We start from the raw sequence: 14,518 nt of genomic DNA, 5'->3' as shown, positions 1-14,518 counted from the left end.
ACGATGTCCAGCGGACCGGACATCTTCGCCAGAGTCAGCTTCCCTTCGCGGAAGCGGAAACCGGAGGTGGTGTACTCGGCGGACTTCCGCGACTTTTTGCGCGACTTGAACCGCGGGTACTTCGCCCGCCTGGCGAAGAAGTTCGTGAACGCCGTCTGCAGGTGCCGAAGGCACTGCTGAAGCGGGATCGACGACACCTCGCAAAGGTAGGCCAGTTCCTCTGTCTTCTTCCACGCCGTCAGCATCGCCGACGTCTGGTTGTAGTTGACCCGCTCCTGCCGCGCCCATGCTTCGGTGCGGGCGGCGAGCGCCATGTTGTAGACCTTGCGCACACAGCCCAACGTGCGCGACAGCTCGGCTGCCTGCGCATCGGTCGGATGGAAGCGGTACTTGTACGCCCGCTTCACGCACATCGTGGCCACGCTCACAAACTAGCGATGCCGCGACTTGACATCAAACCTCCGGTTCAGAGCACTGCGATCCGCCCTGACGGCGGATGGCAGCTCGTTGCCCCGCTCCGCAGGAGCCCGTTTCCTCCCCTGCCTGAAGGCAGGGGTATCCACGGAGGAATCCGATGACCGCTGCCTGTGCGACCGAGTCACCGGCGGACACCACCGCAGACAACTCCGCCTGCACCGAACACGCCGAGTCCCGAGCGCGGCCGCTCGCCGCAGTCCTTGATGTCCAGGTGGCCGAAGTCCCCCGCACCGCGAATGCGTTTGAGCACTTCTTCGGCGACGTGTAACCCGCCCGTCCCGGCCTGTCCTTCCACCGCTCACTAGTCAGAAGACCGAGGTGACATGAGTACCCGATCCGTTTTCCGTGCGCAGCGATGCATCATGGTGCGCTCCGTGCTCCTGCACCGGCTGCCGGTCCCGCCGGTACCGGACCTGGCCGGCCGCGCGCCTTCCGGGGCGAGGTCCTGGCGGCGCTGGCTGCTTGAGACCTGGAGCATCCCGCAGATTGCGGCCGCCGTCCGCTACGCGAGTCCCGACCTCGCCCGCGACCTGGACGGCCTCGCTGCGCGGCGGCCCGACGATCCGGAAAAGCTGGGGCGGCTCGTGCTGTCCCTGCTCAGCTATGTTCTGCGTTTGTCGTACCGGGTCACGCCGTTCGGTTTGTTCGCGGGCGTCGCCGAGGGCTGCTTCGGAGACGGGACCGAGGTGCGGTGGGGTGAGAACCATGAGGCGCTCACCCGCGCGGACGGGGAGTGGCTCGCCGCCGTGGTGCAGCAGCTCGAAGCGCTCCCGCAGATTCGGCGGCGCCTGCGGGTCACGGCCAACAACGTCCTTCGGATCCGCGGTGAGCGGCTGGTGCTGCCCTGGCAGCAGCGCGCGCTGGACGCGACGGGAACGGCTGTGCAGGAGGTGAGCGTCCGTCGCACCGCGGTGGTCGAGGATGTTGTCCGGCTGACGTCCAGCCCGTTGCCCTACCGCGAGGTGGCCGGGAAACTCGCCGCCGCTCACCCCGAGCTCGGTGCGCGCGGAGCCGAGGAGGTGCTGGACCTGCTGATCTCCCGGCGGATGCTGCTGACCAGCCTCCAGCCGCCGGGCACCGAGCTCGACGGGCTCGCCCATGTGGTGCGTGAGCTGGAACGCGCGGCCGTCGCGCCGTACGGCCCCGGCGCGGAATTGGTCTCGGTGCTCCCGCAGATCCACGCGCAGATACGTGCCCTCAACGACCGGCCGCCGATGGCGCCGGAGGTAGCGGACCGGTGCCGCGGCGCCGTCGCGGGGCGGATGCGTCAGGTGGTCGACCGGCCTTCTCCTCTGGCCGTGGACGTCCGTCTGGACGCAAACGTAACGGTCCCCCGGGCGGTGGCCTGGGAGGCCGAGGCGGCGGCCGGCGTGCTGGCCCGGGTCACGCCGGAGCCGCGGGGCACCCAGGCATGGATCCGCTACCGTGACCGCTTCCGGCAACGGTACGGCGACGGCACCCTGGTGCCGCTGCTGGACCTGCTGGACCCGCACACCGGGCTCGGTTTTCCTGAGGACTACCACGGGACCGTGCGCGCCCCGCAGCCGCGCACCGTGCGCCGTGATCAGCTGCTGGTGGCTCTCGCGCAGCGCGCCGTCGCCCAGGAGCAAGACCTCGTCCTGGACGAGGCCCTGATCGAGCAGCTCGCCGGAGACCGGCCGACCGGCGCCGCGGACGCGCCCGCTCATCTGGAGGTCGCCGGCTCCCTGCACGCCCCGAGCGTGCGGGCGCTGGACGCAGGGGAGTTCACCTTCCAGGTGCGGCGTGTCGGCCGGGGCTGGGGGCACTTCAGCGGCGGCCGCCTGGCCGCCGTGCTCGCCGGCCAGGACTCGCCCAGCGAACTGCTCGGCATGCTGGCCCGCCGGCCCACGGCTGTGCGCGGTGCGCTGCCCGTGCAGCTGTCGTTTCCCGCCCTGCTGCCGCGGGCGATCCACATCACCCAGACACCACGCCTGGTCGCGCCGTTGGTCTCGCTGTCGGAGTTCCGCGAGAGCGACCCCGATGTCATCGCCCCCGGCGACCTGGCCGTGACCTGCCACCAGGAGCGTCTGCACCTGGTCTCGCTCTCGCGCGGGAAGGTCCTCGAAGCCGCGATCCCGCACCCGCTCCAGCTCGAATGCCAGACCCCGGGCATCGCCCGGTTCCTGGACGAGGTGCAGCGCGGCCAGAGCAGCAGGCTCATCGGCAGCATCGGCGACCTGACCGCCTGGGACTGGGGCGCAGCCCGGTATTTAGCTGTCCGGCCCCGGGTCCGTGCCGGCCGCACCATCCTCAGCCCGGCCACCTGGCGCCTGGCCCATACCGGCCTTCCCGGCCCGGACGCGCCCGTTGACGAGTGGGAGGAGGCCTTCGCCGCGCTGGGCGCGCGGTGGCGGCTGCCCCGCCACGTCTATCTGGAGTACTTCGACACGCCGCTGCGTCTGGACCTGGAGCACCCGGCCCACCGTGTGCTGCTGCGCTCGCACCTGGAACGGCCACGATCCGTGGGACAGCTGACGCTCATCGAGGCCGAGCCGCCAGACGCCTACGGCTGGTGCGGCGGCCGGCCCCACGAGATCGTCACCTACCTGTCCTCCACGGCGCCGCGCCGTCCAGCGCCGGCCGTGCGGGACGCCCCGGTGACGGGACGCGGCCAGGCCCATCTGCCCGGTGCCTCCCGGTATCTGTCCGCCCGGCTGTACTGCCAGCCGCAGGTCCGCCACGCCCTGCTCGTCGACCATCTTCCCCAACTTGGCGCGGAACTCCCCGAGTCGATCTGGTGGATCACGCCCCGCGACGAGGCCGGGCTTCCCCACACCGAGCTGACCATCCGCGACTCCGCGCAGCCCGCCGGCGCTATGCGCACGCTCGGTGAGTGGGCGAGCCACCTGGTCGACACCGGAGTGATCAGCGACATCGTCCTCGTCCCGTACAGGCCGCATATCGGCCTGTGGGGCACCCGGAGGGGCCTGGCGGCCGCGGAAGAGGTCTGGGCGGCCGACTCGGCAGTCCTCGCCCACCAGTACACCCACCAGTACGACTTGGCCCCTGGGCCGGTCCTCGCGGCGGCGAACCTCACGGTCATCGCAGCAGGCCTCCACCAGAGCGTCACGGGCGGGATGCGCTGGCTGTCCGCTCAGCCCAAGCCACGCTCGACCGGCCGACTCCCCCGAACGCTGCTCCAGCAGGCGCGTGAACTCATCCACCCGGGCGACTGGGCCGGGCTGCGCCGAACTCGCGCCGGCCGCGTACTCGTCGAAGAGCACTGGGCGGCCCGGCAAGCGGCACTGGAAGAACAGCGGGCCGCGCTCAAGGCAGCACCGCACACCGACACGGACGCCGTGCTGTGCGCGCTGCTGACGACACACCTCCATCTCGCCGGTGAAGCCCCCGACGGCACCGCCTGGCGGCTGGCCCGGGCCATCGCCCTGGCCCGCACGCGGCCCCGCCGCCAGACAACCTGACCACCCGCACGAACCGCACCACCCACACCAAAATCGGACGGATGTACCACTTTATGTTTCAGCGTATCGAGGACTACGCCCTCATCGGCGACCTCCACACCGCCGCACTGATCAGCAGGACCGGCTCCCTGGACTGGGGATGCTTCCCGCGTTTCGACTCCGCCGCCGCGTTCGCCGCGATCCTGGGCGACCAGACGCACGGCTCGTGGCAGCTCGGCCCCCTCGGGGACGGGAAGGCGCCCGCGCCAGCGACCCACCGCCGCTACGTCGGCGACACGCTGGCCCTGGAATCGACCTGGGTCACCACCGGCGGCACACTGCGGATCACCGACTTCATGCTGCCCTCCGAGAACCAGAACCACACCCCACACATCGTCCGCATCGTCGAAGCCGTCAGCGGCCGGGTCACCGTCCGCTCCCGGCTGCGCCCGCGGTTCGACTACGGCCTCGTCCACCCCCGGATCGTGGCCGTCGGGGACCGGCACGTGCTGGTCGCCGGCCCGGACGCGCTGTGGCTCGACACCCCGGCGCCCACCGCCGTACGCGACGGAGCCCTGTCCTCGGACATCACCCTGTCCGAAGGCGACCGGGTCGCCTTCACCCTCACCTACCGCGACTCCCACCAGGCGCCGCCCGCCGTCATCGCTCCCGAGGCGGCGCTGGCCAGGACGCTCGCCTACTGGGAGCAGTGGGCGGAGCAGTGCACCTACCGCGGCGCGTACCGCGAGGCGGTGACCCGCTCCCTGATCACCCTCAAGGCCCTGACCTACGCGCCCACCGGCGGAATCGTCGCGGCGCCGACGACATCGCTGCCCGAGGACATCGGAGGCTCCCGGAACTGGGACTACCGCTACTGCTGGCTCCGGGACGCGGCGATCACCCTGTCCTCCCTGCTGCGCACCGGCTACCGGGACGAGGCCCGCGACTGGGCCGCGTGGCTGCTGCGCGCCGTCGCGGGAGACCCCGACAGGCTGCAGATCATGTACGGGATCACCGGCAAGCGCCGCCTGCCGGAATCCGAACTGACCCACCTGCCCGGCCACTTGGGATCATCGCCCGTCCGCATCGGCAACGGGGCCGCCCACCAGCTCCAGCTCGACGTGTACGGCGAGGTCACCGACGCCCTCGACCGGGCCCGACAGGCCGGCCTAGGAGTGGACGAGACTGCTGCGGACCTCCAGATCGTTCTGGTCGAGTGGCTTGAGCAGCACTGGCACGAGCCGGACGAGGGGATCTGGGAGGTCCGCGGACCGCGCCGGCACTTCGTGCACTCCAAGGTGATGGCGTGGGTCGCCGTCGACCGCACGGTCAGGCTGATCGAGTCCGGCGCAGCGCACGGCCCGCTTGAGCGGTGGCGCGTCCTGCGCGCGGCCATTCACCGCGAGGTCTGCGAGAAGGGCTACGACCCGAAGCGGAATACCTTCACGCAGTCGTACGGCTCCGCCGAGCTTGACGCCTCGCTCCTGCTGATCCCGCAGATGGGCTTCCTCCCGCCCGAGGACAAGCGCGTGATCGGCACGATCGAAGCAGTCCAGCGGGAGCTGACGACCCCGGACGGCTTCATCCTGCGCTACCCGACGGCCGGCGACCAGGAAGGCGTGGACGGCCTGGAAGGCGACGAGGGTGCGTTCCTCGCATGCTCGTTCTGGCTCGCCGACGACCTGGCGATGATCGGCCGGACCGACGAGGCCCGCCAGCTCTTCGAGAAGCTCCTCGCGCTACGCAACGACGTCGGGCTCCTCGCCGAGGAATGGGACTCCCGCCGCAAGGAGCAGGTCGGCAACGTACCGCAAGCCTTTTCGCATGTCGCGCTCATCGACACGGCCACTGTGCTGGAGCGCACCGCAGCCGCCGTACCCCCACCGCGTAACAACGGCGACGCCCTCGAGCTGAACCCTGCGGGGCAGGAGCGGTGACCTCCCTGGCAGACCTGCCCCTGCGCATGTCGGTGGCAGTGGCGGACCTCCTCCTCGCCATACGGTTTCCCCTTCCAGGAGTCACCGCGACCGAGCCGCGCACCGCCTTCCACGACACCTCTGCACGTTCATCCTCACGCGGCCTGGAGGGTTACGCCGCTGTTCCGTCGGCTCGGATCGGGGCCGGGAGAGAGCGCAGGCGTTCGGTCAGCTCGGTAGCCGAGCTGACCGCCGTGGCATCGAGCAATCGTCCCAGTCGCGCCAGGCGGTCGCGGGCGGTCGCCCGGAGCCGTGGTGGCGGGATCAGGTCGAGTACGCGCAACGCGCGGGCGGCTGCCTGGTCCGGGGCGTCGCGGGCCTCCGCGAGCGCAAGCACGAGGGTGGCGGCGACCCACCCCGGCGTCTCGGAGGGCGCGACGTCGATGGACTCTCGTGCGACGGCGGCGGCCCGGTCGAAGCGTTCGAGGGTCAGGTGAGCCTCGGCAACGTGAAGGCGGTGCTCGGCGCGGTCGTATCCGAAACGTCCGGGCAGCTCGATGCCCGTGCCCATGATCTCGTCGCTCTCGGCGACGACGTCGTCTGCTTCCGCGGTCCGGCCCGTGGCAGCGAGGGTTGGCAGCAGGGCCCATCCCAGGAGCTGGGCACGCCGCAGTCCTTCGGGCGCGTGCTGGAGGCCGTACTCGGCGTGTCCTCGGGCGTGCTCCCAGTCCTGGCGTGCGGTGGCGACCATGGCCAGCGCCCCGCTGGCCCAGGCGGTGAGTGCCGGCTCGCGGGTGGACTCGCCGAGGGCACCGGCCAGGGTGAGGTGGGTGCGGGAGCCGGCGCGGTCGTCCAGGTGGTAGGCGAGGTTGCCCAGAAGCGCCGACAGCCAGCCGACCTGCCTGCGAAGGCCCTCCGTCGTCTCGTGGTCCGCTCCGGCCACGGCGGTGGAGAGCAGGTTGCGCGTTTCTCGGACCTCGTCCATCAGGACGGCCGGCGGATGCTTGCTGTAGTTGAGGGCGTAGTGCTCCACGGCCGCCTCGGCCAGGGCGATGAGGGCGGGCGAACCGTTCGGGGCGTCCAAGACGGCCCACTGCACGGATTCGCGGATGGCAGGCAGCCCACTGGCGGTCGTCATGGATCCCCTTCGACTGATGTTCGTCTCCTCGCGCTGGAACTGACCGTAGTGGAGCGGGAGGGGGGACGCGCAGGTGCTGCACCACAGGGTGCGTGTCTCCAGGGCGAGCTGGTCGGGGCGTGCGCCGTACGCCCGCGAGATCATCAGCCGGTACTCGTTCCCGGGCTCCTCCTGTCCGTGTTCGTACCGGCACAGCGTGGCCGGCGTCAGCCCTGGCGGCAGCAGCCCGTCGGATCGGTAGACGGCGGCGACCTCGCGGATTGCTTGGGGCCGGGACCATCCCAGCGCGAGGCGCCACGCCTCCAGGGCCGTCAGCTCCGGCAGCGCCGTGCGCAGGGCGGTCACGATCCGTTCCTGGGTGTGGCCGTCCCGTTGGCACTGAGCACGGATCCGGGCTGCCTCCCGCTGGATCTCCGCACGACGCCCTCGGGTAACTCCGCCCACTGCCCCGCCCTCCGCCGCTCGGCCACACCCCTGAGCCGTCCAAGGCGACTGGGCCCTCGGACGCACATTGCGCAGACCCATCAATGTTCCTACGAAACACCGGCAATGACGGCCGGTCAGTCACAAATGCATCGTGAAGGGCAGCGTCGACCGCGCGCTGAACTCCCCGCTGATCGCCACCCTGCCCCGACCCACGAAGGAAGATCATGGACCCCAGTTCCGTTCAGCTGCCGCCCGGCACCTTCACCATCGGCAAGAAGTTCGGATTCGAGGCCGGCCACCGGCTCCCGGGACTTCCGGCCGAGCACAAGTGCGCCCGGCAGCACGGCCACAGCTACGAGGTCGAGGCCATCCTGACCGCTCCCGTCCTGGAGGAGCCCGGCTTCATCACGGACTTCGGCGCGCTCGCCCCGTTCAAGCAGTTCCTGGCCGACGAGCTCGACCACCGCAACCTGCACGAGATCCTGCCCTTCGCGCCGACCTCTGAGCACCTGGCCCGCTTCCTGGCCGGCTGGTTCCTCCAGAACCTCCAGCCCGAGATCCCCGGCCGCCTGGTCGCCGTCATCGTCCGGGAGACCGCGAGCAGTTGGGCTCGCTTCGACGTGGAGGAGCGGTGACCACTTCCGGGCCGATCGATATCGAGCCGGCGGCCGACGACGCCGCGCGCCCGCTGATCGTCGCGGAGTGCTTCGGCATCGAGGTGCCGACCTTCCAGGGCGAGGGCCCGAGCTGCGGGCACCCCGCTCTGTTCATCCGCCTGTCCCGGTGCAACCTCACCTGCACCAAGTGCGACACGAAGTACACGTGGGACTGGTCCCAGTTCGACCCGCGAAAGGAGTCGACGAAGCGGACGGCGCAGGACCTGCTGGCCTGGGCCATGTCCTCGCCAGTGGAGCTGATGGTGATCACCGGTGGGGAGCCGCTGCTCCAGCAGAGGCGTCTGGTGCCGCTCGTGCGGGGACTGCTGGATGCCGGGAAGCGGGTGGAGTTCGAGACGAACGGCACCCTGGCGCCCGTGCCGGAGTTGGTGGTCGACGGAGTTCGCTTCAACGTGTCGCCCAAGATCGCCAGTTTCGGCATGGACGAGGCCAAGAGCGTGGTGCCCGCCGCGCTGGAGGCGTTCGTGGAGTCGGGGCGGGCGGCGTTCAAGTTCGTCGCCTCCTCGGTCGCCGACCTCGAGCGCATCGCCGATCTCGCCGACACGTACCGACTGGCGCCGGTGTGGGTGATGCCCGAGGGCACCACCGTGGAGGCGATCACCGCCACGACCCGCGTCCTCGCGGACGCGGTCGCGGCCCGGCACTGGTACTTCACGCCCCGGCTGCACGTGATCGCCTTCGCTGACGCGCGAGGCCGCTGATGTCCCCCTCCGCCGTGTCGTTCCCCAGCCCGAAAGCGAGAGAGCCCATGACGATGTCCGTCACCAGCCCTGAGGCGGACCCGAGTACCGTCTTACCCGAACCCGTCCGGTCCGCGCCGGCCATCGACACCGACCGCGTCGCCGACCTGATCGCCCAGCTCCTGGTCGAGCTGGGCGAGGACCCCGCCCGGGACGGGCTGCGCGGCACCCCGGGCCGCGTCGCAGCCTGGTGGAAGGCGTTCCTGTCCGCCGACGGCGCTGCCGTGGACACCTGCTTCACCGAGTCCCGGCTGAGCGGCCAGCTGGTCGTCGTGGGCGGCATGAACGTCTGGTCGCTCTGTATCGAGCACCACATGCTGCCCATGAGCCTGCAGGTCACCGCCGGATACGTGCCGGAAGGCGAGGTGCTGGGCCTGTCGAAGTTCGCACGGATCGCGCAGCGCTTCGGCGGCCGGCTCCAGGTCCAGGAGCGTTTCACCCGCCAGGTCTTCGACTACCTCACCGGCGTGATCGGGCGCGGGGACGTCGCCGTCCACGTCCGCGGTACGCACCTGTGCATGAGCATGCGGGGCGTGCGCATGGACGCCGCCCTCACCACCACGCTGCAGGCCGGCGGCCGGTTCGAAAGCGACCCGGTGCTCTCCCAGCAGTTCCTCACCCTCACCACCGCCCCGTGACCCGCGCCCCGGCCCCGATCGAGAAGGAGGCAGAGCAGATGGCACCGTCCCCGACTTCACCATCACGTGCTGACCGGACCGGCCCGCTGTTCCTGACGTGGGACGACCTCACCACCGCGACGGCAGCCCTCGCCCAGCAGGTGGCGGCCGCGGGAGTACCGCAGGTGGTGGTGGGGGTCGTCCGCGGCGGCCTGATCCCGGCCACGTGGCTCGCCCACCGGCTCGCGATCCGCGACATGCGCACCGTCGAGGTCACCCGCACCACCAGCGACAGCATCAACGCCGCCAAGAACACGGTCCCCACCGTCCGCAACCCCGTCTCGCTCGGCGACCTCGCGGGCCTGGACGTGCTGCTCGTCGACGACATCGCCGGCAGCGGCGCCACCCTCGCCCACACGGCCCGGATGGTCCGCGCCCTCCGCCCCGCCCGGGTACGCACCGCCGTCCTCGCCGTGAATCGGGCCAACTGGACGCGAGGCGCCGACCCCCACCGCGCCATCGACTACATCGCCTCACTGACGGACACCTGGGTCGTCTTCCCCTGGGAGGAGCAGCATGAGCGCTGAACGGGAGTACCCGGTCGGGCACGCGGAGCAGAGGGAGCCGGGCACAACGGCCCCCACCCTTCCCGGTCCCCGTGCCACTGACGGGCGTGTCCGGCCGCTGTGGGTGAGCGTCGAGGGTCTCAACGGAGTGGGCAAGAGCGAGGCGATCCGCGCGGTCGCGGCCGAGCTGAGCCCGCGGTGCCTGCGGCTGGGCGAGCTGACGGACCAGGCCGGCGACACGACGCCGGGCCGGGTGATCGCCGCTCTGCGCTCGACGCAGGACCTCTTCCTGCGGACGGGGCATCCCGTCGTCGAGACCCTGGCCATCCTCGCCCTGAAGGTCCGCGAGTACGAACGCCTGAGCGAGAGCGACATGGCAGGCGTCAAGGTGGTCCTCGAAGACCGCGGGGTCGACAGCACGGCCATCTACCAGGCGGTGATCCTGGCCGCCCAGCACCCAGGCATACAGCTCCGGGCCCTGGCGGAGCGCATCCTGGCGTCGATGGAACCGTGGCGCCCCGCCCCGGACGCGACGGTCCTGCTGACCTGCGACCGGGAGGTCGCCAGCAGCCGGTTCGCCGCCCGGACGGGCCGGGACCTCGCCGACCGGGACCTCGTGGTGATCGAGCAGGCCGAGGTCCTCTACCGCGAGTTCGCCCGCGCCCACCCCGACCGGTTCACCGTGCTGGACGTGAACGGCTGCAGCCGGGACGAGAGCGCGAAGGCACTCCGGGCGGCCGTGGAGGGCCTGATCCAGCGGCGGGAGGCCGTCCATGCCTCGTGACATCACGCTCCTGTGGGGACTGCGCTCCCGCTGCGCCGTGGCGTGCCTGTACTGCTACTTCGGCACCGTGGAGGAACACAAGGTCAGCCCGCCGGACCAGCTCGGCGTGCTGTCGCACATCTCCCGCAACGACCTGAGCCGTCAGGAGATCACCGACTTCGCGCGGACCCTTCAGGGCTCCCCGGTCGAGCGGGTCGTCATCGCCGGCGGCGAGCCGCTGGACTGGCCCGCCGCACTGGACCTGATCGGCATCATCAAGGACGCGGGATGCGAGGTGGTCATCGCCACGAACGGCATCCCCCTCACCCGGCCGGGGATCGTCGAACGGCTCGTCGAGCTCCAGGTGGACGGGGTGTCGGTGTCCCTGGACAGCGTGGACCCGGCCTCCAACGACCGCCTGCGGCCCTCGCGCTCGGGGAAGTTCGGCTACGCCGACGTGCTGGCCGGCATCCGGGCCCTGCTGCGGGCCCGCGGCAGCGGCCCGGCACCGCGGGTCGGGATCTACAGCGTGGTGATGCGCCCGGCACCGGAGGAGATCACCGAAGTGGCGCGGCTGGGTGCCGAGCTCGGCGCGGACTACTTCGTGCCGCAGCCGATCTCCCTGGCACCCGATCACAAGCTGTTCGACGAGCTCGCGCACACCCCCGAGGACACGGTGCCCGTGGCCCAGGAACTGGCCCGGCTGCAGGCCGACCCGGCGGGCCTTGCGGTTCCCTCCCCCGGCTCCATGCTGCGCTTCGTCTCCGCGATCTCCACCCAGGCCAGCGGGCGCGTCGAGGACTGCTTCGGCGGGGCGCAGCTGTTCTTCGTCCAGCCGGACGGCTCGCTGTGGGACTGCCCCTCCGACCGGCGGATCGCCGCGACCCCCGCCGAGCGGCGGCGCACGATCGCCGGGGCGGACGCCCGGATGCTGTTCGAGGGGCGGCCCGCGTGCACGGACTGCTCTCACTTCAGCCGGGACTGCGTGAACATGTGGCCCCTGGTCCTGGACATGCCGCGCCTGCTCAACAAGGAGTCCAGCCGATGACCCTTCCCCCGCCCTCCGACCGGGATTCGCTGCTTGCGGAGATGACCGCCGCCCTGTCGGCCATGCCGGACCCGGCGGCCTGCGAGCATCTGCGGCTGTTCGAGGACGAAGCCGCGCACGCCCTCGGCACGGCGCACGCGGTCGCCGTGTCCTCGGGCACCGCCGCCCTGCACGCGGCCCTGTCCGCCTGCGGGATCGGGCAGGGGGACGAAGTCCTCGTCCCGGCGCTGACCGTGATCATGACCGTGGCACCGGTGTGCGCGCTCGGGGCCACCCCGGTGTTCGTCGACAGCGACCCGGCCACCCTGGACCTGGACTACGAGGACGCGGCCCGGAAGGTCAACGCGCGAACCCGGGCGGTCCTCCCGGTCCACCTTTGGGGGCGGATGGGAGACCTCGGCGCGCTGGCCGCGTTCGCGTCCGAGCACGGCCTCGCGGTCATCGAGGACGCGGCCCAGGCCATCGGCACCGTCCGCATCGGCCGGCCGGCGGGAGGGGTCGGCACGGTCGGCTGCTTCAGTATGAAGGACGGCAAGATCCTGTGGAGCGGCGAAGGCGGGTTCCTCACCACGGACAGCGGACAGGTCGCCGAGCACGCTCGTGCCTTCCGCAGCCACTGGCAGCCGGCCCCGCCCGGTGAAGTGCCGCTGGGCCGGCTGGCCACCAACTCCCGCCTCGCCGCACCCCTAGCCGCCCTCGCCCTGGCCAACCTCCACCGCCTGCCCGACCTGGTCGAGCGGCGCCGCGCGCAGACGCGCTACCTCCTGAACGCCCTGGAACAGGTTCCCGGGCTGAGCGCCCTCGCTCCGGGAGCGGGTGAGGAGTGGAACGGCTTCTCCCCGCTGCTGCACATCGCCCATCCCAGTCCCCGGGCGTTCGCCGAACATCTCGCGCAGCAGGGCGTGCCGAACTCCACCGGCAGCTTCCGACTCGTGCCCTGCGACACCCGTCCCATGTTCCCCCGGCCCCAGCAGCCGTGCCGCGGCGCGGCCGAGATCCTCAACCGCACGCTCGCCGTGGTCCTGGCCGAGGGCGACACCCAGGCCACCCTCGACCGCTACGCCGACATCATCGCCCGGGCGGTCGCCGTGAGAACACCGTGACCGGCGGCCCCGTCCACGACAGCCGCTGCGGCGCCCTGTCCTCACCCGAGAAAGGATCCCCGTCCGTGACGATCACCCCGGTACGCCGCGCATGCACCCGCGGCCCGCTGATCTCCGCCGAAGGCCTCAACGGCGTCGGCAAGACCTACCTGACCAACCGCGCCGTCGAAGCCCTCGACACCAGGCCGTTGATGCTGGACGAGTTCTCCCAGCGGGCGAACGGACGCCCCGGACTCGGCGAAGCCCTGCTCCAGGCGCTGCGCGACGCCAGCACCGGCGACCCGTTCCTGCGCGGGGGCACCCCCATGGCCGAGGCTCTCCTCCTGCTGGCGATCAAGCGTCACGACCTCGACACCCTCCTCCCGGACCTGGCCGGCGGGCGCACGGTCGTCGAAGGCCGCAGCGTCGACACCACGGCGGTGTGCCAGGCGCTCCTGCTGCACCCCGACCACCCGGACCGGGCCCTTGAGACGGCCCTGGCCCTGCTCGACCTCGCGTCGTTCTACCGGCCGCTGCCCGATCTCACGATCCTGGTCACCGACGACGCCGACCAGGCCCTCGTGCGCGCGCAGCGCCGCGACCAGCGGGTCTTCACCCCCGAGCAGGACGAGTTCATGCGCCGGGCGTGCGCGCTGTTCGAACAGCTCGCCGCCACCGATCCGGCCCGCTACAGGGTCATCGACCGGCGCCTCGTCGACGAGTACGAGGCCGCGGCCCGGATCCGGGACTGGATCGGCGGCGCCGGGCCGGGCCTGGACTGCCTGCGGGAGGCGTGGGCGGGCGAGGAGGCGCCGTGCATGTGCTGCGGACACCGCGCGGATGCGGTGCCGGCGTGAACGAGAGCGGCCTCCCCCCGGGCAGCCCGCACCCCGCCCTTCTCGCGGGCTGCGCGCCGGCCGTCCCTGACGGCATCGGGGCGGTGATCTTCGACTTCGACGGCACCCTCGCCGACACGACCACCACCCAGGAGCACGCGCTGCGGTCGGCACTCCAGCCGTACGGGCTCGACCTGGACACGGACTGGTACCGCCAGCACTGCGGCCTGTCCATCCACGACCTGCTCGCCGCACTCCCGGGCGCCCGGCAACTGCCCCACGACGAGATCATCCGCCGCAGCCGTACCCACCTCCTGGCCCGCATGGACACCATCACCCCCATCGCGTGCAGCGTCGGGCTCCTGCACGCGGCGCGCGAGGCCGGCCTGCCCTGTGCCGTGGCGTCGGCGGCCAGCCGTATCCTCGTCCGCCCCGGGCTGGAAGCCCTGGACCTGATCCCGACGTTCAATGCCGTCGTCACCCGGGAGGACGCCGCGCGCGGCAAGCCCGCCCCCGACCTGTTCCTGGAGGCCGCCCGCCGCCTCCGCGTCCCGCCGCAGCACTGCCTCGCGGTGGAGGACGCCCCGGACGGCATCGCCTCCGCGCTCGCCGCCGGCATGCCCGTCCTCCGGGTCGTCGACGGCCACCTGGCCCCCGCCGGCGACAGCACCGACAGCACCGCGCGTCCGCCACGGGGAGCCGGAGCACCGATGCCGCGCGGATGCGCTCTCGGGCGGCCGCTCAGCGGCTCGTACACCCGCAGGTAGGACGCGTAAGGGACATGGACAGAAGACACCGCCGGCATGGGCC

14 protein-coding genes are annotated in these 14,518 nt (G+C 71.7%); 12 read left to right on the top strand and 2 right to left on the bottom strand.

Annotated elements, in window-relative coordinates; all coding sequences use genetic code 11:
• A partial coding sequence (locus AB0P17_RS42340; protein WP_365820319.1) for a transposase occupies positions 1-413 on the bottom strand: 413 nt, incomplete at its 3' end.
• Between the two features lie 161 nt (positions 414-574).
• On the opposite strand from AB0P17_RS42340, the gene AB0P17_RS42335 reads away from it, so the two are divergent.
• Genes AB0P17_RS42335 through AB0P17_RS42325 form a run of 3 tightly spaced genes read left to right on the top strand, consistent with a single transcriptional unit; the run spans position 575 to position 5,836 of the window.
• Complete coding sequence (locus AB0P17_RS42335; protein ID WP_365820317.1) at positions 575-745, top strand: hypothetical protein; 171 nt, start codon at positions 575-577, stop codon at positions 743-745.
• 55 nt (positions 746-800) lie between these two features.
• Complete coding sequence (locus AB0P17_RS42330; protein WP_365820315.1) at positions 801-3,920, top strand: lantibiotic dehydratase; 3,120 nt, start codon at positions 801-803, stop codon at positions 3,918-3,920.
• Positions 3,921-3,973: 53 nt separating this feature from the next.
• A complete protein-coding gene (locus AB0P17_RS42325; protein ID WP_365820313.1) occupies positions 3,974-5,836 on the top strand; it encodes a glycoside hydrolase family 15 protein in 1,863 nt (620 codons plus the stop codon).
• A gap of 151 nt (positions 5,837-5,987) precedes the next feature.
• On the opposite strand, the gene AB0P17_RS42320 is transcribed toward AB0P17_RS42325, so the two are convergent.
• The gene (locus AB0P17_RS42320; RefSeq protein ID WP_365820311.1) at positions 5,988-7,298 is read right to left on the bottom strand and encodes a Twin-arginine translocation pathway signal; all 1,311 of its coding nucleotides are present in this window, start codon (positions 7,296-7,298) and stop codon (positions 5,988-5,990) included.
• Positions 7,299-7,603: 305 nt separating this feature from the next.
• On the opposite strand from AB0P17_RS42320, the gene AB0P17_RS42315 reads away from it, so the two are divergent.
• The 9 genes from AB0P17_RS42315 (at position 7,604) to AB0P17_RS42275 (ending at position 14,475) form a co-directional block, all read left to right on the top strand.
• Positions 7,604-8,014: a 6-carboxytetrahydropterin synthase gene (locus AB0P17_RS42315; RefSeq protein ID WP_365820309.1), complete on the top strand. Its 411-nt coding sequence runs from the start codon at positions 7,604-7,606 to the stop codon at positions 8,012-8,014.
• The gene (locus AB0P17_RS42310; RefSeq protein ID WP_365820307.1) at positions 8,011-8,757 is read left to right on the top strand and encodes a 7-carboxy-7-deazaguanine synthase QueE; all 747 of its coding nucleotides are present in this window, start codon (positions 8,011-8,013) and stop codon (positions 8,755-8,757) included. Before AB0P17_RS42315 ends, AB0P17_RS42310 begins: the two co-directional genes overlap by 4 nt.
• 47 nt (positions 8,758-8,804) lie before the next feature.
• Positions 8,805-9,434 (top strand): GTP cyclohydrolase I, encoded by a 630-nt coding sequence (locus AB0P17_RS42305; RefSeq protein WP_365820305.1) that lies wholly within the window; start codon positions 8,805-8,807, stop codon positions 9,432-9,434.
• 38 nt (positions 9,435-9,472) lie between these two features.
• The gene (locus AB0P17_RS42300) at positions 9,473-10,000 is read left to right on the top strand and encodes a phosphoribosyltransferase family protein (protein WP_365820303.1); all 528 of its coding nucleotides are present in this window, start codon (positions 9,473-9,475) and stop codon (positions 9,998-10,000) included.
• Entirely contained in the window at positions 9,990-10,763 is a 774-nt protein-coding gene (locus AB0P17_RS42295; RefSeq protein ID WP_365820301.1) for a thymidylate kinase, read from the top strand. The genes AB0P17_RS42300 and AB0P17_RS42295 overlap by 11 nt, the downstream gene beginning before the upstream one ends.
• Complete coding sequence (locus AB0P17_RS42290; protein WP_365820299.1) at positions 10,753-11,790, top strand: radical SAM protein; 1,038 nt, start codon at positions 10,753-10,755, stop codon at positions 11,788-11,790. The genes AB0P17_RS42295 and AB0P17_RS42290 overlap by 11 nt, the downstream gene beginning before the upstream one ends.
• Complete coding sequence (locus AB0P17_RS42285; RefSeq protein ID WP_365820297.1) at positions 11,787-12,893, top strand: DegT/DnrJ/EryC1/StrS family aminotransferase; 1,107 nt, start codon at positions 11,787-11,789, stop codon at positions 12,891-12,893. The genes AB0P17_RS42290 and AB0P17_RS42285 overlap by 4 nt, the downstream gene beginning before the upstream one ends.
• A gap of 65 nt (positions 12,894-12,958) precedes the next feature.
• Positions 12,959-13,729 (top strand): thymidylate kinase, encoded by a 771-nt coding sequence (locus AB0P17_RS42280; RefSeq protein WP_365820295.1) that lies wholly within the window; start codon positions 12,959-12,961, stop codon positions 13,727-13,729.
• Positions 13,726-14,475, top strand: a complete 750-nt coding sequence (locus AB0P17_RS42275) for an HAD family phosphatase (RefSeq protein WP_365820293.1) — start codon at positions 13,726-13,728, stop codon at positions 14,473-14,475. Before AB0P17_RS42280 ends, AB0P17_RS42275 begins: the two co-directional genes overlap by 4 nt.
• Positions 14,476-14,518 lie beyond the last annotated feature (43 nt).

Origin of the sequence: Streptomyces sp. NPDC088124, from assembly GCF_040685895.1 — a bacterium.
Lineage (GTDB): Bacteria > Actinomycetota > Actinomycetes > Streptomycetales > Streptomycetaceae > Streptomyces.
This window is presented reverse-complemented; position numbering and strand designations above follow the sequence as displayed.

Bases quoted from the DNA above. Each gene is read 5' to 3' on its own strand.
- AB0P17_RS42335 (WP_365820317.1), top strand. From the start codon at position 575: ATGACCGCTGCCTGTGCGACCGAGTCACCGGCGGACACCACCGCAGAC.
- AB0P17_RS42330 (WP_365820315.1), top strand. From the start codon at position 801: ATGAGTACCCGATCCGTTTTCCGTGCGCAGCGATGCATCATGGTGCGC.
- AB0P17_RS42325 (WP_365820313.1), top strand. From the start codon at position 3,974: ATGTTTCAGCGTATCGAGGACTACGCCCTCATCGGCGACCTCCACACC.
- AB0P17_RS42315 (WP_365820309.1), top strand. From the start codon at position 7,604: ATGGACCCCAGTTCCGTTCAGCTGCCGCCCGGCACCTTCACCATCGGC.
- AB0P17_RS42305 (WP_365820305.1), top strand. From the start codon at position 8,805: ATGACGATGTCCGTCACCAGCCCTGAGGCGGACCCGAGTACCGTCTTA.
- AB0P17_RS42300 (WP_365820303.1), top strand. From the start codon at position 9,473: ATGGCACCGTCCCCGACTTCACCATCACGTGCTGACCGGACCGGCCCG.
- AB0P17_RS42295 (WP_365820301.1), top strand. From the start codon at position 9,990: ATGAGCGCTGAACGGGAGTACCCGGTCGGGCACGCGGAGCAGAGGGAG.
- AB0P17_RS42290 (WP_365820299.1), top strand. From the start codon at position 10,753: ATGCCTCGTGACATCACGCTCCTGTGGGGACTGCGCTCCCGCTGCGCC.
- AB0P17_RS42285 (WP_365820297.1), top strand. From the start codon at position 11,787: ATGACCCTTCCCCCGCCCTCCGACCGGGATTCGCTGCTTGCGGAGATG.